Genomic DNA, 19,135 nt, shown 5'->3' on the forward strand with positions numbered 1-19,135 from the left:
ATCCATACGACTTATTTGCGTTCGTCGGCAGAAAACTCCGCCATATAGCTTTCGGCTTTCTCTACCATGGAGATGGAGCCCACAAAATAGGGGGTGCGCTGATGCAGCTCGGTGGGTTTGATTTCCATGATACGTTGATAGCCGTCACTGGCCTTGCCACCGGCCTGCTCGGCCAGAAATGCCAGCGGATTGCACTCGTACAACAGGCGCAGCTTGCCATTGGGAGCACTGGTACCTGACGGGTAAATGTAAATACCGCCTTTCAGCATATTACGGTGAAAATCGGATACCAGAGAGCCGATGTAGCGGGAGGTGTAAGGACGCTGAGTAGCCTCATCCTGCTCCTGACAATACTTGATGTATTTCTTCACGCCTTCGGGGAACTTGATGTAGTTACCCTCGTTCACGGAATAAATGGAGCCGCTCTCGGGGATACGAATGTTTTCGTGAGACAGGCCGAATGAACCCAGGGAAGGATCATAAGTAAAGCCGTGCACTCCGTTGCCAGTGGTATACACCAGCATGGTGGAAGAGCCGTATACCACATAGCCAGCGGCGACCTGGTTAACGCCCGGCTGCAGGAAGTCTTCCATCACCACCGGCGTACCCGGCTCGCTGATACGGCGATAGATGGAGAAAATCGTGCCTACCGAAACATTCACATCAATGTTGGAGGAGCCGTCGAGCGGATCCATCAGCACCACATATTTGGCATCGCTGCGTTTGGCACTGTCGAAGCAGACAAAGTAGTCTTCTTCTTCCGAGGCAATACCGCACACTTCACCGCGCGCCTCCAGTGCTGCCTTGAATTTGTCATTGGCGAATACATCCAGCTTTTGCTGAACTTCCCCCTGCACATTCTGGCTGCCGTTACTGCCACCGATAATATCGGTAGCCAGACCGGCCCGGTTGATTTCTCGGTTTACTATTTTGGCAGCACGACGAATGGACGACAGCAGCGACGACAGCTCGCCGGTGGCGCCGGGGTATTCAGCCTGTGTTTTTACAATGTATTCACCCAGGGTAATCATAATTTCCTCAAACGTTTCCTTGATTAAGCGGCGGCATCACCTTGTTGCGGGCAATGTACTCATTAAACTTGTTTTATGCAGTTAATTTAGTCAGCAAAGCAAGTATCAGCCTGCTGCCAGATGCCTGCGCACGGCTTCCAGATCTGCCGGTGTGTCCACACCAGCAGGCGGTACCTCACTGGCCACACCCAGAGCGATCGGTTCTCCGTGCCAGAGCACCCGTAATTGTTCCAGCTTTTCCAGTTGCTCCAGCGGACCGGCCGGCAAGGCCACATAGCGGCTGATAAAACCCGCCCGGTAAGCATAAATGCCGATATGTCGCAGACAGTGATCAAGGGCAGTGTTGTTATCATCCCGATCGAAAGGAATCGGTGCCCGGCTGAAGTACAGCGCCCTGCCCTGCAGGCTGTGCACCACTTTTACTACATTCGGGTCCGTCAGCTCGTCAGCACGCAGCAAAGGAGTAGCCAGCGTGGCCATGGGAGCATCACCGGTCGCCAGCAACGCGGCCACTTCATTGATCAGCGCCGGTGGCAATAACGGCTCATCACCTTGTACGTTAACCACGATATCATCAGGCGCAAGCTGCAGCCGGGTCACCACTTCCGCCAGCCGTTCCGTGCCGGACTCGTGGTGGCTGCCAGTAAGGCAGATTTCAACCGGGCAGTGAGCCAGCGCATCACCAATGCGGTGGTCATCGGTGGCCACCACCACACGCTCAGCACCGCTTTTCAGCGCCTGCTCTGCCACCCGTTCGATCATGGACTTGCCATGAATATCGGCCAGCGGTTTTCCCGGCAGCCGAGTAGACTGCATGCGAGCGGGGATAACAACAATAAAGCTCATCCTGGCAACTCATCCGGATCCAGGCGGCGGGCCCGGGTTTCCAGCAACACCGGAATATTTTCGGTGATCGGATAAGCCAGTCGGTCAAAACGGCATACCAGCTCGTTGTGCTCCCGGTCCAGTTGCAGTTTGCCCTTGCATACCGGGCAGGCAATGATTTCCACCAGTTTGGCGTCAATCGCCATGATTCAGCTCCTTAAGTCGATTTGACAGCATGTGTTCAAATTCGGTCGGCAACGTGGCCCGTACCGGTAAATACCAGCACTGCTTGTGGCCACCCGGCCATTTTACCGCATCTTTTTCGGTGATCAGCAACGGCTTGTCGCCAAGCTCAGCCAGTTGTTCCGGCACCATGGCCTGATGATCAGCCAGCGCCACCTGCTTATCCAGTATAAAGCCCAGTGTTTCAAGGGTGCTAAAAAAACGGGGAGGATGGCCAATACCGGCCAGGGCATGCACCTTGCTACCTGACTGAGGAGCCTCACCCTGCCCGGTCACCGGCTGCAGGTTGCCGGGAGTCAATGTCATCAGGTATTCACCGGGTCCGGCCGGACCGCCATTGTTGATGATGGCATCCACCCCGGCCAGCCGCCACTCGCCTTCCCGCAGTGGCCCCATCGGCAACAGATGCCCGTTACCGTAACGGCGCTTGCCATCCACCACCACCAGTTCAATGTCCCGGGACAACGCATAATGCTGCAGGCCATCGTCACTGATGATGATATCGGCTCCCAGGCTTGCCAGCCTGGCAGCCGCCTCTGCCCGCTTGGGCCCCACCACTACCGGGCAGCCGGTGCGCCGGTAAATAAGCACGGGCTCATCACCCGCCTGTGCCGCTGTGGTGTTGCCATTCAATACCAGCGGATAATGTTCACTACGGCCGCCATAGCCCCGGCTGATCACCCCCGGGGTATAGCCCTGCGTGCGCAACCACTCTACCAGCCACACTACCATGGGGGTTTTGCCATTCCCCCCCACCGTGAGGTTGCCCACGACAATCACCGGCACAGGTGCCCGGTAAGCACGCTTCAGGCCAAGCGAAAACAACCGGCGACGCAGACCGCTGATAACACCAAACAGTACACTTAATGGCCAGAGCAGCCACAACCAGCGGGCGTTCCGGTACCAGCCCTGCATACTTTATTGCTCGCCGAACTGAATGGTTCTGAGCTGGGCATAAGCCCCATTCAGAGCCATCAGATCACCATGACTGCCCCGTTCAACAATGCGCCCTTCATCGATTACCAGTATTTCATCCGCATTTTCAATGGTGGACAGCCGGTGAGCAATCACCAGCGCTGTTCTGTCTTTACGCAGCTCATCGAGCGCGGCCTGAATATGGCGTTCAGACTCGGTATCCAGCGCCGAGGTGGCTTCATCAAGGATCAGCAGCGGAGCATTGCGCAACAATGCACGGGCAATGGCAATACGCTGACGCTGACCGCCGGAAAGGCTGGCCCCGTTCTCGCCAATCACGGTATCAAAGCCCTGATCCAGCTTGCTGATAAATTCATCGGCATAGGCCAGCTTCGCCGCTGCTTCAATCTGCTCGCGGCTGTACTGACCCTCGGCTGCATAGGCAATGTTGTTGGCAATGGTATCGTTAAACAGGTGAACATGCTGTGATACCAGGGCAAACTGGCGGCGTAAATCGCTGAGTCTGTAGTCCTGAATATTGATCCCGTCCAGCCGGATCTCGCCATCGTTAATATCGTAGAAACGGGTCAGCAGACTGGCAATGGTACTTTTCCCCGAGCCAGAACGGCCCACCAGCGCAATGGTCTTGCCCGGCTCCAGGGTAAAGCTGACACTCTTCAGCGCCGGCGTGTCTTTGGTCGGGTAACAGAAGGTGACCTTGTCGAATTCGATACGTCCCTGAGCACGCTGCAAAGGCTGAGTCCCCTTGTCGGTTTCAGCGTCGCTGTCGAGTAATTCAAACAGACTTTGGCAGGCGGCAATGCCGCGCTGGTAAGGACCGTTGACCTGGGTCAGGCTTTTCAGCGGTCGCATCAGCATCATCATGGAGGTCACTATCACAGTAAAGGTGCCCGGTGTAAGTGATTCCTGAATACCATCAAAGCTGGCGACATAAAGCAGAATGGCCAGCGCCGTAGACGCGATGATCTGCACCAGCGGCGTCCCCACCGCATCGGCAGCCACCATTTTCATATTCTGCTGACGAACCTTGTTACTCACATTGAAGAAACGACCACTTTCCACTTTCTGACCGTTAAACATCAAAACTTCCTTGTGACCTTTCAGCATTTGCTCGGTGCTGCTGGTAATGTTGCCCATGGCCGCCTGAATGCCTTTGCTGACACGGCGAAAACGCCGGCTGATCACGGCAATCATCACCCCCACTACCGGGCCCACCACAAAAAAGATCAGCGACAACTCCCAGGAGTGATAAAACATCAGTCCCAGCAGTCCGATAACGGTCGCTCCTTCCCGCACCAGTGTCACCAGGGTAGAGCTCGCTGCCGATGACACCTGAGAAGCATCATAGGTCACCTTGGAGAGCAAATTACCGGTGTTATGTTTGTCAAAAAACGACACCGGCATGGCCATCAGTTTGTCGAACACCTGCTGCTGCAGCGCCATCACCACATGGTTGCCCACCCAGGCCATGCAATAACCCGATAAGAACGTGCAGATCCCGCGTAAAAACACAATGCCGATAACAAAAAACGGCATCCACTTCAGTACAGCCGGATCCTGGCCGGTAAGCCCCTCATCAATCAGCGGCTTGATGGAATAGACAAAGGCGGTATCAACGGCGGCATAGCCGGCCATGCCGATAATGGCGGCCACAAGGCCGAGCTTGCGCTCCTTAACATAAACCAGCAGGCGCTTAAGCACCGGCCAGGATGAGGAGTGTGCATCTGTGGACATAAAAACTCTGCCGTAGAAAACGAGGCGCTATTCTAACGGTCTGACCGGATTTCTGCCAGTTTCACGCCAGGTCGCCAGATGCTGATACCAGGGGCCGGCCCTGCCCTGTCCGATTCTGCGCCAGTGCGCGCCTTCCGCCACCAGATGGATCATCCCCTCCCGGCCGGTTACCAGCTGGCGAGTGCCGGCGTTCCGGTAGCGGGCCTCCACCTCAGCAGCAGGAAATCCCCAGCGATTGGCAAAACCGGCGGTATGCACCACCCACTCCGGCGATACCGCCTGAATGAATCCCGTGCCCGATGAGCTTCGGCTACCGTGGTGCGGGCTTAACAGCAGTTGTGACTGCAGGACCGGCTGCCGGCCGACCAGGGCCAGCTCAGCACTGCGCTCAATATCACCGGTCAGCAGAACAGCCAGTTGCCCGTCGGTGATGCGCAGCACACAGGAGTCATTATTACGATGACCGCCGGGGCTCACGGGCCAGAGCATTTGCAGTGTGAGCCGTCCCCATTGCCGTTGCTGGCCGGCCCGGCAAGGCATGCCGCGGGCCCAGGCTCCCCAACGATGGACAACCGGCATCTGGGTGGCCAGATAGTGACGGTTGGCACTGTGATCGCTGTCTTCGTGGCTCACCACCAGATAGTCGAGCCGGGTAATCCCCAGCCGCGACAGCAGGGGCAGAATAACGCCATCTGCCATATTAAAGCCCGATGTGAACCGGTTGCCGGTGTCATATAACAGCGCCCGATCACCTTGTGTCACCAGCACTGACAACCCCTGCCCCACATCAAGCACCCGCACCTGCCAGGCCGGTCCGGGCCATAACGCCAGCACGACCAGCATACCCAAGGCAAGCGCCAGCCAGCGCGCACCGGGCAGCAGCAACAACAAGGGTAACAACATCAGCAACAAAACCAGCCCCTGCCAGGTGGCCGGCAACTCGGACCAGGGAGAAAAATGTCCGGCAAGCCAGTGCAGGCCACCTGTTAACCCGGTGAATACATGATCCAGTAGCTGGAAAACCGGTACCGCCATCGCAGGCCACAGCAGCAATAAACCGCATCCCAGCAACAACAAAGGGATCAGCACCAGAGAAAACAGCGGGATCAGCAACAGGTTAACCGGCACCGACAACCAGCTGATACCTCCGAACAACACCATTACCAACGGCAGTAACAATACCCCAAGCCCCAGTTGCAGGCGGATCAGCCGATACCGCCCCCGGCCGCCGGCCAGCAGTAATAACGCCGCGACCGCCAGCACCGACATCCAGAACCCCAGATTAAGCACCAGCCAGGGGTTCACCATCAGCAGCAGGGTCATGGTGACCAGCAAAATACGTCTGCCATTCCAGTAACGGCCCCACCACAGCAGGCTCAGCCACACGACCAGCATTAACAGGGCCCGCTGCGTGGCCACCCCAAACCCGGCCAGCCAGGCATAACCGGCGGCCAGCACCAATGCAGTCAGCAGCCCGGCGGTGTAATGCCCGGTTAATCTGCCTGCCAGCCATCCCAGGCCGGCCATCAGACCGATATGCAAACCGGATATCGCAAACAGATGGCTGATGCCCAGTGCCCGCAGCATATTCCAGTCATCCGGCGTCAGCCCGTTGCGTTCCCCAAAGCTCAGCGCCCTGAGCCAGCCTTGCGTGGTTAAGCCATGCGTGCTTTGGTTAAAGCGTGCGAGTAAACGATCCCTGATATCCGGCTGCGCGGCATCATGAGTGAGTGTGCCGGTAAGGTATCCCCGGGCGGTAATGCCCTGCCCCAACAACCAGCGGGCACTGTTAAAACTGCCCGGATTAGCAAGCGAGTGAGGAGGGTAAAGCCGGGTAATGGCACTGAAAGTGTCATTCGGTTCCGGTGGTGACGAATGACCATACCAGCTGAGCAGAATACGGGGAGCTGGTGAAAGTGCTTGACCCTGCAGGTGCGTCAGACCGACAATCAGTCGGCTGGCACCGCTCTGCTGAGTCTCAACATCGATAACCCGTCCGGTAATAATATGACTGTTATCGACAGCATGAGTGGTTTTCAGCCAGCTCAGCTGCCAATGGCTGAAACACAGTACCCATGCCACCCCCAGTATAAAAGCGGTAACAGCGGGGTGGGTACGCCAGCCGGCAACACACAGTATTGCCAGTGGTAACCATAAATCCACGGCCGGCAACCAGGGCCACCACAGGCAACTGCTGATGCCAGCACATAAGAAAAACAGCCGCTTGTCCATCCGGTAAGTATTGCGGACCTGGAGCAAATGCCAAGAAAGATCCTAAAACGTCTGATGCCCGAGCATGGCTCCATCAGAGACCATAAATACCTGCGTATGTTTGGCAGCCGTTTACACGACAGCAACCTGTGGCATTTAAACCGCCATTCTGCCGCCGGCGCGTTTGCTGTAGGCCTGTTTTGTGCCTGGCTGCCCATTCCGTTTCAGATGGTCGTGGCCGCGGCCGGAGCCATGCTGTTTCGTGTGAATTTGCCACTGTCGGCGGTATTGGTATGGTTTACCAATCCATTGACCATGCCCCCCATGTTTTATTTTGCCTACCGGCTGGGTTCCTTCTTGCTGAACCGCCCCCATCATTATGAGCATTTTGAAGTCAGTCTGAGTTGGCTGGCCGGTGCTATGAGCACGGTGGGACCTCCCTTTTTACTGGGCAGCCTGGTGCTGGGACTGGTCAGCTCAGCCATCGGGTATATGTTTATTCACGGTTTGTGGCGCTGGTCGGTATCGCGCCAGTGGAAACGACGGCGGCAGGGGCGTTGATGCTACGCCAGTGGGTTCGGAGCAAAATGCCCAGCCAGGAAGCTCTGCGTGGCAACAAGGCCCTTCGTCTGTTCGGGGATCGCCTGCTGGATCCGGACTATTGGTTCTGCAATCGCCACTCTGCTGCCGTAGCCGTGGCCGCCGGCCTGTTTGCCGCCTGGCTGCCCCTGCCCATGCATACCCTGGTGGCGATCGCTCTGGCAGTACTGATGCGCGGTTACCTGCCTTTGGCCGTTGCCATGGTATGGGTGAATAATCCGCTGACCATCGCTCCCATGTTTTATTTTGCCTACCAGCTGGGCCGGCAGCTGCTGGGCCAGCCCGAAGTGGAATTCAACACCCATTTTTCGCTGGAACACGAGGCGCTGGCCGTGGCCGTGCCACTGTTTACCGGCAGCCTGATACTGGCACTGGCCTCCGCCCTCCTCGGCTGGCTGCTCACCCGCCTGGGCTGGCGCTGGAAGGTGCAACTGGCATGGCACCGGCGGTACAAGCGCGAAAGATAATCGGATTATTTCCACGAAGGAACGGTATCCTCACGCAGGCAGGGACGGGAATCCATGTACCCGACTGCCATTCCCGCGAAGACGGTGTCCATGCTGCACCCCACGCCATAGTCCAGGCCATGCACATCTGCTATGGATGCCCGTCTGCACGGGCAGGACAGCAAAAAAAACCGTCGTCTCCGCGCTTATTTTGTCACCCCCGCGCAGGCGGGGGTCCATATGGCAGCCCACGCCATATTCCAGGCCATGCACATCTGCTATGGATGCCCGTCTGCACGGGCATGACAACAAAAAAGCCATCGCCCCCGCGCAGGCGGGGGTCCATATGGCAGCCCACACCATAATCCAGGCCGTGCACGTCTGCTCTGGATCTCCGCCTGCGCGGAGATGACAGGAAAAAACATCGCCCCAGCGAAGGCGGGGGCATGACAGGGCGAAGAGAAGATCAGGCTTCGCCCAGCAATTGCCTTGGCAGCAAGCGACCTGCCCGCCAGGCGGGATAGAGGGTCGCAATAAAGATCAGCACCAGCGCCGAGCCGGTCACCAGCCACAGGTCCGCCCAGTGAAACTCGGTGGGAATAAAATCAATAAAGTACACATCCGGATTCAGCATCCGGTGACCGGTCAGCTTTTCATAACCGGCTACCAGCTCCGACAGCCGGCTGGCCAGCAAGGCACCGAGCAAGCCGCCGACCAGTACACCGGTCACCCCATTAAGCATGCCCTGCACCACAAAGGCTCCACGAATTTGCCAGGGGCCGGCCCCCATGGTTTTCAGAATGGCAATGTCCCCTTTCTTTTCGTTCACCGCCATCACCAGCGTAGACACAATATTAAAGCTGGCCACCGCCATGACCAACAGCAGCACCACTATCATCAGGGTACGTACCAGCTGAATATCCCGGTATATATTGCCCTGGCTGTTCATCCAGCTGGTCACATAAAAGCTTGCCGGCAGCGGCATAGCGGCATCAAAACTGATGCGATCAGCTCGCAGCACTTCATTCACCTTTAAATGAAAACCGCTGATACTGTCGCCGAGCTCACGCAACTCCTGCGCATCCTGGATGTGGGTATAGCCCAGTACGCTGTCGAGCTGGCCACCAAGACGCAGCACACCTACCAGTGTAAATGCGTGCCGGCGAGGAGAGCCAAACCCCTGCTCACCAGGAGACGGTAACAACAGCGATACCTTGTCCCCGAGCTGAAGTTTCAGTTTGTCGGCAATGGCCTGCCCCAGAATAATGCCTCGCTCACCGGGCTCAAGTGCATCCAGGTTGCCTCCATCCAGATAAGGACCCAGTGCCGAAATGCGCAGTTCCCGTGCGGGATCAACTCCCTGCAGCTGCACCGCCTTGAGCATGGCCCCTTTACTGAGCAAGCCTTCCAGTGGCACAAACGGCGCAACGGCTTCCACACCGGGAGCGCTTTCCAGCTGACGCTGCATCGGTTGCCAGTTGGCCACCGGCCCATCGGCAGCATAAAGCTGACCATGGGGTAACACCGACAAAATGCGGTTTTCCAGCTCCCGTTGAAAGCCATTCATGGCAGACAACCCGAGAATCAACGCACTGACTCCGATGGCAATGCCCAGAATGGAAGCTACCGAAATAAACGAAATAAAGCGGTTACGCCGCCGCGCCCGGCTGAAACGCCAGCCCAGATAAACCGGTAATGGCCGAAACATTATTGTTCCTCCAGGTGACCGTCCACCAACCGGGCCTGACGGTTCAGCCGTCCGGCCAGTGCCAGATCGTGCGTCACCACTACCAGCCCCGTCCCCAGTTCACTCTGCAGCTCAGCAAGCAGTTCAAACACATCCGCCGCACTGTGCGCATCCAGGTTGCCAGTAGGCTCATCCGCCAGCACCAGCCTGGGGTTATTGACCAGCGCCCGGGCAATGGCCACCCGCTGACGCTCACCGCCGGAAAGCTGGGCCGGGCGATGATCAAGCCGGTGCGAGAGCCCCACCTTGCCCAGCAGGGTTTCGGCGCGGGAACGGGCTTCGGCCACCGGACGGCCGGCAATCAGCAGCGGCATGGCGGCATTTTCCAGCGCACTGAACTCGCCCAGCAGATGATGGAACTGATACACGAAGCCCATTTTCTGGTTACGAAAGCGAGCCTGAGCCCGATTGGGCAGTTGGTGCAGATCTTCCCCTTCCACCAGCACCCGGCCGGAGGTAGGGGTATCCAGGCTGCCTAACAAATGCAGCAAGGTACTTTTTCCCGAGCCGGAGCTGCCCACCACCGCCAGACTTTCGCCGGCATTCAGTCCCAGGCTGACCCCATGCAGAATGCTCACCGAGCGCTCGCCGTCACGGTGGGTTTTGGTCAGGTTCTCAACCGTCAACAACGAATTACTCATAGCGCAGGGCCTCGGCAGGTTGCACCCGAGATGCCCGCCAGGCCGGATACAGGCTGGCCAGCACGCACAGGGCAAGGGTGGAAAACAAAATAATCACAAGCTGAGCAGAGTTCAGCAGCACCGGCAGCTGGCTACCACCGGCAGAGGAATAAAAGTTAATGCCGAGCACATTGAGCACGGCATCCAGATTAAGGGTAAGCAGCAGCCCCAGCCCGAAGCCCAGCAGGCTGCCCAGCACGCCGCTGAACCCTCCCTGGATCATAAACACCGCCATCACCCGGGCACGACTCAGCCCCAGCGTCTGTAGCATGGCAATTTCGGCTTCCTTGTCGGTTACCACCATCACCATGGCAGACAGAATATTAAACGCGGCCACCAGAATAATCAGTGCCAGCATCAGGCTCATCAGCCGCTTCTCCATGGCTACCGCCTGGAACAGCTCACCCCGACTGTGCTGCCAGGTTTCATAGCGAAGACCGTTATCAAGCGCCGGTAGCTTGTCCACTTGAAAGGGATCTGCCAGCCAAAGCCGCAAACCGGACACCTGCTCCGGCCGGTAACGCAGTAACCGGCCGGCATCTTCCAGCCGGGTCAGCACAACCTGCCGGTCCACATCCTGTCCGGTGGCAAAGGTGCCCACCAGGGTAAACAGCCGCTGGCTGGGCACTCTGCCCAATGGGGTAAAACGGCTGCCTTCGGTTACGGTCAGCCGTATCTTGTCGCCGGGGCTCACCCCCAGCTCCCGGGCCAGCCCCGCCCCCATCACCAGGCCATAAGGCAAATCGCGGAAATATCCCAGCGTCTGCTCGTCCAGCATATTCAGCAGCCGGTCTGCCGGGTTGGCCGGATCCACACCGTAAAGCTCGGCACCGGTCAGCGCCGCCGGGCCCTGTACCATGGCTTCGGCACTGATAAAGGGCGAACTGGCCACCACCCCGGGCACATGGGCCAGCTGCCCGGCCTGCTCCGCTGGCATGTTCAGGCGACGGGCGTCATTCGTTACCAGTGCATGAGGTATCACCCCCAGCAAATTGTCTTTTAACTGCTGTTCGAAGCCGTTCATTACCGACGACACCAGCATCAGTGCTGCCACCCCCAGCAAAATGCCGATGGTGGAAAAGCCGGATACAAAAGAAGCGAAACTGCGCCGTCCCCGGGCTCCGGCATAGCGCAGACCCAGCATCAGCGTCAGGGGTTGAAACATGGCATAATCTTCCGTTTTTCAAAGGGTTTTACGTCACCCGCAAGTTGCGGAATAATAAAGGCTTGTGACAGGCGCAACAAGAGCAGTACAGCATGACAGATCCTTATTTCAGTGTGGAATACCGTGCCCAGGTGAACCTGCTCCCTCTTGAGCAGGATGAAACCGTGCCTGATGCTGAGCAGTTTGAAGCCGACATTCCGGCACCATTCCGGCTGATCAGTGAAGTCACCCGCATCGATACTCATCAGGCCCGCCTGTTGCGCAATCTTGATGACCATGCCAGTGAACTGGTGGACATCATCAATCAGCAGTCCCGCAAAATTGATCTGATGCTGAGCTATTTGTTAGCAGGTCAGGACGACCCGGATTGCCGCTATGACACCCTTTCTCTGGGAGGCAGCGGTTTTGACTTTGTGCCGCGACAGCCTATGACCGATGGCCAGCCAGTTCGTATCAAGCTGTTTTTACCCGAATATTCGGTGGCGGTTTATGCCTATGGTGAAGTGCAGACCGGCCCCGGCGAACAGCATTGCCATTGCCGTTTTACCCGCATTCGTGAGCAGGACAGAGACGCCCTTATTCGCGCCAGCCTGCAGTTGCAGGCCAAACAACTTAAAGCCCGCGCCGAGCAGCGCGCCCAACACAGCAAAGACTCATGATCGATATTTCCAGTCCCGTTCCCAAACCCAGGGCCAGCCTGGGTGGCCTGATTGGCAGCAGCCTGGCTCTGGCCATCGCCGGTCAGGTTAAACAACAATCTCAGCGGGTGCTGCTGGTGGTACCCGACACGCCTACCGCCCTGCGCCTGGAGCAGGAAGTCGCTTATCTGCTGGCCGATGACGCATTGCCGGTACAGTTACTGCCCGACTGGGAAACCCTGCCCTTTGATCAATTTTCGCCGCATCAGGACATTATTTCCCAACGACTGGAAACCCTTTACGGTTTGCCGGAGCTGAACCGGGGCTTGCTGATCGTGCCGGTGACCACGCTCATGCTGCGCACACCGCCACGACACTGGCTGGAGCAGAACAGCCTGCTGCTGAAGGTCGGTGACCGGCTGAACATGCACCACTTGCGCCAGCGCCTGGAGCAGGCCGGCTACCGCGCAGTGGAGCAGGTGCTGGAGCACGGCGAGTTTGCCGCCCGGGGGGCCTTGCTGGACCTGTTCCCCATGGGAGCCGACGAGCCGGTACGCATCGATTTTTTTGATGATGAAATCGATACCCTGCGTCCCTTTGATCCTGACAGCCAGCGCTCCAGAGACAAAATTAAGGAAGTTCGGCTGCTGCCGGCCCGGGAATTTCCCACCGACAGCGCCGCCATTGAGATGTTCCGCGGTCAGTACCGGGAACGCTTTGCCCTGCGCAACGAACCGGAGTCGCTCTATCACAGAGTGAGCCAGGGCCAGCTGCCGGCGGGCATTGAATATTACTTCCCGCTGTTTTTTGAACAGACCCAGACCCTGTTCGATGCCCTGCCCGACACCATGCTGGTGCTGGCCGTGGGCGATGCAGAACCTGCAGCCCAGAGCTTCTGGCGCGACATCAATGAACGTTATGAAGATCGCCGCCACGACATGCTGCGTCCGCTGCTGGCCCCGGATGAGCTCTATTTAAAGCCTGACGCCCTGATGCACGAGCTGAACCGCTGGCCCCGGCTGCAGCTGAGCCAGAGCACGGTACCGGAAAAAGGCGAGCGCATGAACGCCCCGGTGCAAGCCTTGCCCGAGCTTGAAGTAGAGCACCAAAAAACCGTGCCGCTGGCGCGACTGCTGGATTTTTGCCAGTCCTTTGCCGGGCGCGTGTTGTTCTCGGTGGAAAGCGCCGGCCGGCGTGAAGCACTGACCGAGCTGCTGGCAGGCTCTCCCCTCAAACTCTCGCCAGTAAACAGTCTGAACGAATTTGCCACCGGCGAAGACAAGCTCGGCCTGGTCGTCGGCCCGCTGACACAGGGGTTTGTACTGGGCAATGAATTCGCCCTGATCTGTGAAGGCGATTTGCTCGGCGGTCGCGTCATTCAGCGCCGGCGGCGGGAAAAGTCTGCCGCCCTCAGCCCCGACACGCTGATCCGGAATCTGGCGGAGCTGTCCATCGGTCAGCCGGTGGTGCACCTGGATCACGGTGTCGGCCGTTATATGGGCCTGCAGAGCCTGGATGCCGGGGGCATGAAGTCGGAGTACCTGACGCTGGAATATGCCGCCGGAGACAAGCTGTATGTGCCGGTCACCGCCTTACACCTGGTAGGCCGCTACAGCGGTGCCGATGATCCGACCCTCAACCGGCTGGGCAACGATGCCTGGGCCAAAGCCAAGCGCAAAGCCGCCGAGAAGGTACGCGACGTGGCCGCCGAGTTACTGGATGTGTATGCCCGCCGGGCTGCACAGCCGGGACAGGCCATTGCCCACGACAAACAGGCGTATCGTCAGTTCTGCGATGCCTTCCCCTTTGAAGAAACCGACGATCAGCTGAAAGCCATTAATGCCGTGCTGACCGATATGACCCAGGCCAAGGCCATGGACCGGCTGGTGTGCGGCGATGTGGGCTTCGGCAAAACCGAAGTGGCCATGCGCGCCGCCTTTGTGGCGGTGCACGGCAGCAAGCAGGTGGCGGTGCTGGTGCCCACCACCCTGCTGGCCCAGCAGCATTACGACAACTTCCGCGACCGTTTTGCCAACTGGCCGGTCAAGGTAGAACTCATCAGCCGCTTTAAAACCGGCAAGGAGCAGGACAAGGCGCTGGAAGGACTGGCGGATGGCAGCATCGATATTGTGATCGGTACTCACAAGCTGCTGAGCCAGGATGTGCGCTTTAAAGATCTCGGCCTGCTGATTGTGGATGAGGAGCACCGCTTTGGCGTGCGTCAGAAAGACAAAATCAAGGCATTGCGGGCCGATGTGGACATTTTAACCCTGACTGCCACCCCCATCCCCCGCACCCTGAACATGGCCATGGGCGGCATGCGGGATCTCTCCATTATTGCGACCCCGCCGGCCAAACGGCTGGCGGTAAAGACCTTTGTGCGCGAGTCGGATCCGACTGTGGTGCGCGAGGCCATTTTGCGGGAGCTGAAACGGGGCGGTCAGGTCTATTATCTGCACAACGAAGTACAGACCATCGAGAACAGCGCGGACGCCCTGCGCACCCTGGTGCCCGAGGCCCGTCTTGGCATTGCCCACGGCCAGATGCGCGAGCGCGAACTGGAAAAGGTGATGTCGGACTTCTACCACCAACGCTTTAACGTGTTGCTGTGCTCCACCATCATTGAAACCGGCATCGACGTGCCCAGCGCCAACACCATTATCATGGACCGTGCCGACAAGCTGGGCCTGGCGCAATTGCATCAGCTGCGGGGCCGGGTAGGTCGCTCTCATCATCAGGCCTACGCCTATTTGCTGACCCCGCACCCCAAGCGCATGACCACGGATGCCAAAAAGCGGCTGGAAGCCATTGCCGCGCTGGAAGATCTGGGTGCCGGCTTTGCCCTGGCCACCCATGATCTGGAAATCCGTGGTGCCGGCGAGCTGCTCGGCGACGAGCAAAGCGGCCAGATCACCGCCATTGGCTTCAGCCTCTATATGGAAATGCTGGAGCAGGCTGTGAAGGCGCTGCAGTCAGGCAAGGAGCCGACACTGGACAAACTGCTCAACAGCCAGGCCGACATTGAACTGCGCCTGCCTGCGCTGCTGCCGGACGATTATATTCCCGACGTGAACATGCGCCTTTCCATGTATAAGCGCATTGCTGCCGCCGAAAATGATGCAGCCCTGCGTGAACTGCAGGTGGAGCTGATTGACCGCTTTGGCCTGCTGCCGGAGCCGGGCAAAAACCTGATTGCCCTTTCCGCGCTCAAGAGCAAAGCCAGTGAACTTGGCATTGAGAAAATCGACGCCGGTCCGCAAGGAGGCACCATCAACTTTGGCCAGGACGCCAGGGTCGATCCCGGCTATCTGGTGAGCCTGTTGCAAAGTCAGCCCCGCATCTACAAAATGGAGGGCCCCACCAAACTGCGCTTTGCTATTCCGAGCAATGATGCCAAAGCCCGGCTGTCGCTGGTGGGCGATATGCTTAACGAATTTGCGGCGCATCAGGCCTGATGCGCACTCCCAGGGACGGGATAGAAGTAACAGATGAAGTCACTCGCTTTGAAATCTGTCATACCGGGCTTGCCCCGGTATGACAGAGGTGACCAATGACCCATCTGTTTTGTATGACATCCTGACCGAGAAGTGATGAACACAACATCTTGTGCCGCCTGGGCCACACGCCCGCTCAGAGTGGGCATTCTGGGAGGTGGTATCGCCGGTGCCACCGTGGCGCTGCGCCTCACCGACATGGGCATTCACACCTTGCTGCTGGAAAGCAGCACCGGCCTGGTTAACGGCCCGCCTATCTGCCATTTGCATGCAGGGGGCAACCTGTATCGTGAAATCAGTGACGAGCAATGCCTGACCCTGCTGCGCCAGTCCATTGCTTCCGTGCGTGCCTACCCTCACAGCATTAACCGCCGCCCTACCGTGATTGCCGTGCCGGCGACCGATCCCGGCGATCCGCTCGCCTTGTTACCCCGTCTGCACCAGGTTGTACGGGAATATCAGTTACTGGCAGATGAAGACCCCGCCAACAAGGTGCTGGGCGAGCCGGAGGATTATTACCGCTGCTATAGCCGGGAACAATTCGAAGCGCTGGCCAGCAAACCACAGCCAGCCCGCGCCCACTGCCACGATGACTGGATCATCCCCCTGGCCCGCCAGCTGGATGCCGACAAACTGAAATTTCCTCTTATCCTGGTGCAAGAATATGGCTGGAGCCTGTTCCGTATGGCCGCCACCGCTACACTGGCCTTGAATAATTCCCCGCTGTGCGACCTGCGCCTGAATACCCGGGCCACTCACCTGGAGCAGCGCGAGTGCAGCTGGCTGGTACAGAGCGTGGGCCCACAGGGAGAGTGCGTGGATGAAGTGGACTTTCTGGTTAACGCCTGCGGTTTTCGTACCGGCCTGGTAGACGACATGGCCGGCTACCGCCGCGAGCGGCTGGTGGAATATAAAGCCGCCTATCTGGCCCGCTGGCCCGACACCGCCGACTGGCCCGAAGTCATTTTTCACGGTGAACGGGGTACCCCCCGGGGCATGGCCCAGCTCACTCCCTACCCCGGCGGCCTGTTTCAGCTGCACGGCATGACCGATACCATTACCCTGTTCAAGAACGGCCTGGTAGCCAGCCCCGGACACAGTGCCCAGCCGACATTACCCGAAGCCTATCGACAGCAACTGAACCAAGGCTGGAATCGGGATGATGCCGAAACACGCACCCAACGTGCCATCGATCACCTGGCCCGGCTGCTGCCGGATTTTGCCCGAGCCACCCCTGCCGGCAAACCGCTGTTTGGTGCCCAGCAAATTCCGGGCAGCGATCCCAAACTGCGAGCCGCCGATGTGTCTTTTGAAGGGCATCACTACGCCCGGGTGGAAATTGTAAAGGCATCATCGGCATTGACCGCCGCCGACCGTATTATCGACAAACTGAGCGGTTTGGGCTGGCTGGACTCTTCAGGCCCGCTCAGCCCGGATCTGACTCTGGTAGGCCGGCAAACCGCCGCCGAGGTGGAAAACACCGCCATTCAGCTGGCCGAAGCCCGCGGCTACCCCAGAGAGCTGGCGGAAAACGGCTGGTAAGACGTGAAGAAAGTTGCAATGGTGATAGCCACTCCCGCAAAGGAAGGCCATCGCCGTGCACTCTGCTCTGGATGCCCGCCCGTGCGGGCATGACACATGCTTGCGGTTAATGCCGGAGCTGCATTCGTCCAAAAAATATGAGCCCCGTCACAAAACTCTGTTAGATTACTCCCTTTAAGACTGACGGCACATAAAGGAGTATGAATGCGCAGTCACCCTCTGCGGGAGCAGATTATTGCCGAGGTACACGCCCGGCCGTTTCAGATGTTGCAGGCACCGCTGGCCATGCTTCACCTTGCCGTGGTGTATGACGACACCCCGCTTGAAGAGCTGCGGCAACATATTTACCGGTTAAGTGACACGCTGAAGCTGACCAACACCATCAACAAATCCCGCTTCTGGCAGGGGGAGAATGAACAGCTGGCATTGCGTTTCGAAGCACACCACGAGTTTTATACCCTTACCCTGACCGCACTCAACAGGCTGGAGCTGCCACAACTGCCACAGCCGTGGCTCAGCACCGCGCCCGGCAGCTTGTTATGTGGTGCCGAAATTCTGTTTCGCACTTATCACCACGAACAGGATGAAAACGCCTGGCCAGAGCAACACTTTGGAGAAAATCAGGTGAACAGCTCCATGGTCATGTCGGAGGTGGGCCAGATCTGGACCGATTTTTATCCCCGGCCAGACAGCGGCATGGTACGGGTGCTGGTGGAGGATCGCGGCCTGCAACTACGCCAAGCCGGCCGTTTGCTGCAACGCATCTGCGAAATTGAAACCTACCGTCATGTGGCCCTGCTGGCCCTGCCACTGGCCAATAAGGTCGTGCCCGACATTAACCGGCTGGAAACCGAGCTGGCAGAGCTTTCCACCCGGGTGGCATCGGAAGACCCTTCGGTGTTGCTGCACCGGCTGATGGATCTGGCAGAGCAGCTGGAAGCCTTATCGGCGCAAACCTCCAACCGCTTTTCCGCAGCAGAAGCCTATTTTACCCTGGTAAACAAACGCATTGCCGAGCTGAGGGAAACCCGTATTGAAGGACGCCAGACCGTAGAGCAATTTATGGATCGCCGGCTCGATCCCGCTACCCGCACCTGCCGTGCAGCCGGACAGCGTATTGAACAACTTTCCCGCCGGCTGGCCCGTACCACCCAGCTGGTACGCTCTCAGGTGGACTTGTCCGTTGAGCAGCAAAACCGCGACATGCTGACCTCTCTCAGCAAACGTGCCGGCGAGCAGCTACGCCTGCAGGCCAAACTGGAAAGTTTCTCCATTATCGTGGTCACCTACTATGCCTTTGACCTGATTGACCGTACCCTGCGCAACCTGGTAGAGAACGAAGAGCATCGCCACTTGATGGAGGCAGGACTGAGCATCTCGGTCCCCTTTATTGCCCTGCTGCTCTGGCTTTATATTCGCCGCCTGCTACACGGCGTAGGCGAAGACTGACACTGGTACCGGCCCCCGGGCCGGTTTTCTGCCCACGGCACCTTCAGCCACTTGCACCTCCTGTACCGAACTACAATTAACGGTGCAATAGCAAGGAGGTTGTTATGCCCAAATACGTCATTGAACGGGATGTGGAAAACGCCGGCGCTCTCAGTGCCGATGATCTCAGAAACATCTCCAGAAAGTCCTGCGATGTGCTGGAACAACTCGGTCCTAAAATCCAGTGGGTGGAAAGCTTTGTGACCCCCAGCAAGATTTACTGCGTTTACATCGCCCCCGATGAAGCCATGATCCGCAAACACGCCGAAATGGGAGAGTTCCCCATTACCTCGATCAGCGAGGTCGGCTGCGTTATCGATCCCACCACATCCGAAGGCCCTTGATCATCACCCAG

The 19,135-nt window shown here is 58.3% G+C and carries 16 protein-coding genes; 7 read left to right on the forward strand and 9 right to left on the reverse strand.

Features of this window, described 5'->3' with window-relative positions; translation table 11 throughout:
* Positions 1-11: 11 nt before the first annotated feature.
* The 6 genes from fbp to B6S09_RS05455 all read right to left on the reverse strand — a co-directional run bounded on the left by fbp (position 12) and on the right by B6S09_RS05455 (position 7,001).
* Positions 12-1,031 (reverse strand): class 1 fructose-bisphosphatase, encoded by a 1,020-nt coding sequence (gene fbp / locus B6S09_RS05430; RefSeq protein ID WP_094277494.1) that lies wholly within the window; start codon positions 1,029-1,031, stop codon positions 12-14.
* Positions 1,032-1,136: 105 nt separating this feature from the next.
* Positions 1,137-1,877 carry a 3-deoxy-manno-octulosonate cytidylyltransferase gene (gene kdsB / locus B6S09_RS05435; protein ID WP_094277495.1) on the reverse strand — a complete coding sequence of 247 codons (741 nt, stop codon included), beginning with the start codon at positions 1,875-1,877 and terminating at the stop codon, positions 1,137-1,139.
* Positions 1,874-2,062, reverse strand: a complete 189-nt coding sequence (locus B6S09_RS05440; protein WP_094277496.1) for a Trm112 family protein — start codon at positions 2,060-2,062, stop codon at positions 1,874-1,876. Before B6S09_RS05440 ends, kdsB begins: the two co-directional genes overlap by 4 nt.
* Entirely contained in the window at positions 2,052-3,014 is a 963-nt protein-coding gene (lpxK, locus tag B6S09_RS05445) for a tetraacyldisaccharide 4'-kinase (protein WP_094277497.1), read from the reverse strand. Before lpxK ends, B6S09_RS05440 begins: the two co-directional genes overlap by 11 nt.
* Before the next feature lie 3 nt (positions 3,015-3,017).
* A complete protein-coding gene (gene msbA, locus B6S09_RS05450) occupies positions 3,018-4,769 on the reverse strand; it encodes a lipid A ABC transporter ATP-binding protein/permease MsbA (protein ID WP_094277498.1) in 1,752 nt (583 codons plus the stop codon).
* A gap of 27 nt (positions 4,770-4,796) precedes the next feature.
* On the reverse strand, positions 4,797-7,001 hold the full coding sequence (locus B6S09_RS05455) for a DNA internalization-related competence protein ComEC/Rec2 (protein WP_094277499.1): 2,205 nt from the start codon (positions 6,999-7,001) through the stop codon (positions 4,797-4,799).
* Positions 7,002-7,028: 27 nt separating this feature from the next.
* Between B6S09_RS05455 and B6S09_RS05460 the strand changes: the two genes are divergently transcribed.
* Together B6S09_RS05460 and B6S09_RS05465 are read left to right on the forward strand one after the other, a co-directional pair.
* Complete coding sequence (locus B6S09_RS05460; RefSeq protein ID WP_094277500.1) at positions 7,029-7,541, forward strand: DUF2062 domain-containing protein; 513 nt, start codon at positions 7,029-7,031, stop codon at positions 7,539-7,541.
* Between the two features lie 26 nt (positions 7,542-7,567).
* Complete coding sequence (locus tag B6S09_RS05465; protein ID WP_166670254.1) at positions 7,568-8,047, forward strand: DUF2062 domain-containing protein; 480 nt, start codon at positions 7,568-7,570, stop codon at positions 8,045-8,047.
* A 445-nt stretch (positions 8,048-8,492) separates the two neighbouring features.
* Here B6S09_RS05465 and lolE read toward each other — a convergent pair whose 3' ends face one another.
* From lolE to B6S09_RS05480, 3 genes are read right to left on the reverse strand one after another with little or no spacing between them, the layout of a single operon-like run.
* Positions 8,493-9,734 carry a lipoprotein-releasing ABC transporter permease subunit LolE gene (gene lolE / locus B6S09_RS05470; protein ID WP_094277502.1) on the reverse strand — a complete coding sequence of 414 codons (1,242 nt, stop codon included), beginning with the start codon at positions 9,732-9,734 and terminating at the stop codon, positions 8,493-8,495.
* Entirely contained in the window at positions 9,734-10,414 is a 681-nt protein-coding gene (gene lolD / locus B6S09_RS05475) for a lipoprotein-releasing ABC transporter ATP-binding protein LolD (RefSeq protein WP_094277503.1), read from the reverse strand. Before lolD ends, lolE begins: the two co-directional genes overlap by 1 nt.
* Positions 10,407-11,618 carry a lipoprotein-releasing ABC transporter permease subunit gene (locus tag B6S09_RS05480; protein ID WP_094277504.1) on the reverse strand — a complete coding sequence of 404 codons (1,212 nt, stop codon included), beginning with the start codon at positions 11,616-11,618 and terminating at the stop codon, positions 10,407-10,409. Before B6S09_RS05480 ends, lolD begins: the two co-directional genes overlap by 8 nt.
* Before the next feature lie 92 nt (positions 11,619-11,710).
* Between B6S09_RS05480 and B6S09_RS05485 the strand changes: the two genes are divergently transcribed.
* From B6S09_RS05485 to B6S09_RS05505, 5 genes are all read left to right on the forward strand, one after another.
* Positions 11,711-12,277 carry a PilZ domain-containing protein gene (locus B6S09_RS05485; protein WP_094277505.1) on the forward strand — a complete coding sequence of 189 codons (567 nt, stop codon included), beginning with the start codon at positions 11,711-11,713 and terminating at the stop codon, positions 12,275-12,277.
* Positions 12,274-15,711: a transcription-repair coupling factor gene (gene mfd, locus B6S09_RS05490; protein ID WP_094277506.1), complete on the forward strand. Its 3,438-nt coding sequence runs from the start codon at positions 12,274-12,276 to the stop codon at positions 15,709-15,711. Before B6S09_RS05485 ends, mfd begins: the two co-directional genes overlap by 4 nt.
* 135 nt (positions 15,712-15,846) lie before the next feature.
* On the forward strand, positions 15,847-17,292 hold the full coding sequence (locus B6S09_RS05495; RefSeq protein WP_094277507.1) for an FAD-dependent oxidoreductase: 1,446 nt from the start codon (positions 15,847-15,849) through the stop codon (positions 17,290-17,292).
* Between the two features lie 204 nt (positions 17,293-17,496).
* The gene (locus tag B6S09_RS05500) at positions 17,497-18,741 is read left to right on the forward strand and encodes a DUF3422 family protein (RefSeq protein ID WP_094277508.1); all 1,245 of its coding nucleotides are present in this window, start codon (positions 17,497-17,499) and stop codon (positions 18,739-18,741) included.
* Between the two features lie 104 nt (positions 18,742-18,845).
* A complete protein-coding gene (locus tag B6S09_RS05505; protein ID WP_094277509.1) occupies positions 18,846-19,124 on the forward strand; it encodes a DUF4242 domain-containing protein in 279 nt (92 codons plus the stop codon).
* Positions 19,125-19,135: the final 11 nt, after the last annotated feature.

This window comes from Oceanimonas baumannii, assembly GCF_002245495.1.
Classification (GTDB): Bacteria; Pseudomonadota; Gammaproteobacteria; order Enterobacterales; family Aeromonadaceae; genus Oceanimonas; species Oceanimonas baumannii.

Coding starts and splice junctions, on each gene's coding strand:
- fbp (WP_094277494.1), bottom strand. CDS start 1,031: ATGATTACCCTGGGTGAATACATTGTAAAAACACAGGCTGAATACCCC.
- kdsB (WP_094277495.1), bottom strand. CDS start 1,877: ATGAGCTTTATTGTTGTTATCCCCGCTCGCATGCAGTCTACTCGGCTG.
- B6S09_RS05440 (WP_094277496.1), bottom strand. CDS start 2,062: ATGGCGATTGACGCCAAACTGGTGGAAATCATTGCCTGCCCGGTATGC.
- lpxK (WP_094277497.1), bottom strand. CDS start 3,014: ATGCAGGGCTGGTACCGGAACGCCCGCTGGTTGTGGCTGCTCTGGCCA.
- msbA (WP_094277498.1), bottom strand. CDS start 4,769: ATGTCCACAGATGCACACTCCTCATCCTGGCCGGTGCTTAAGCGCCTG.
- B6S09_RS05455 (WP_094277499.1), bottom strand. CDS start 7,001: ATGGACAAGCGGCTGTTTTTCTTATGTGCTGGCATCAGCAGTTGCCTG.
- B6S09_RS05460 (WP_094277500.1), top strand. CDS start 7,029: ATGCCAAGAAAGATCCTAAAACGTCTGATGCCCGAGCATGGCTCCATC.
- B6S09_RS05465 (WP_166670254.1), top strand. CDS start 7,568: ATGCCCAGCCAGGAAGCTCTGCGTGGCAACAAGGCCCTTCGTCTGTTC.
- lolE (WP_094277502.1), bottom strand. CDS start 9,734: ATGTTTCGGCCATTACCGGTTTATCTGGGCTGGCGTTTCAGCCGGGCG.
- lolD (WP_094277503.1), bottom strand. CDS start 10,414: ATGAGTAATTCGTTGTTGACGGTTGAGAACCTGACCAAAACCCACCGT.
- B6S09_RS05480 (WP_094277504.1), bottom strand. CDS start 11,618: ATGTTTCAACCCCTGACGCTGATGCTGGGTCTGCGCTATGCCGGAGCC.
- B6S09_RS05485 (WP_094277505.1), top strand. CDS start 11,711: ATGACAGATCCTTATTTCAGTGTGGAATACCGTGCCCAGGTGAACCTG.
- mfd (WP_094277506.1), top strand. CDS start 12,274: ATGATCGATATTTCCAGTCCCGTTCCCAAACCCAGGGCCAGCCTGGGT.
- B6S09_RS05495 (WP_094277507.1), top strand. CDS start 15,847: ATGAACACAACATCTTGTGCCGCCTGGGCCACACGCCCGCTCAGAGTG.
- B6S09_RS05500 (WP_094277508.1), top strand. CDS start 17,497: ATGCGCAGTCACCCTCTGCGGGAGCAGATTATTGCCGAGGTACACGCC.
- B6S09_RS05505 (WP_094277509.1), top strand. CDS start 18,846: ATGCCCAAATACGTCATTGAACGGGATGTGGAAAACGCCGGCGCTCTC.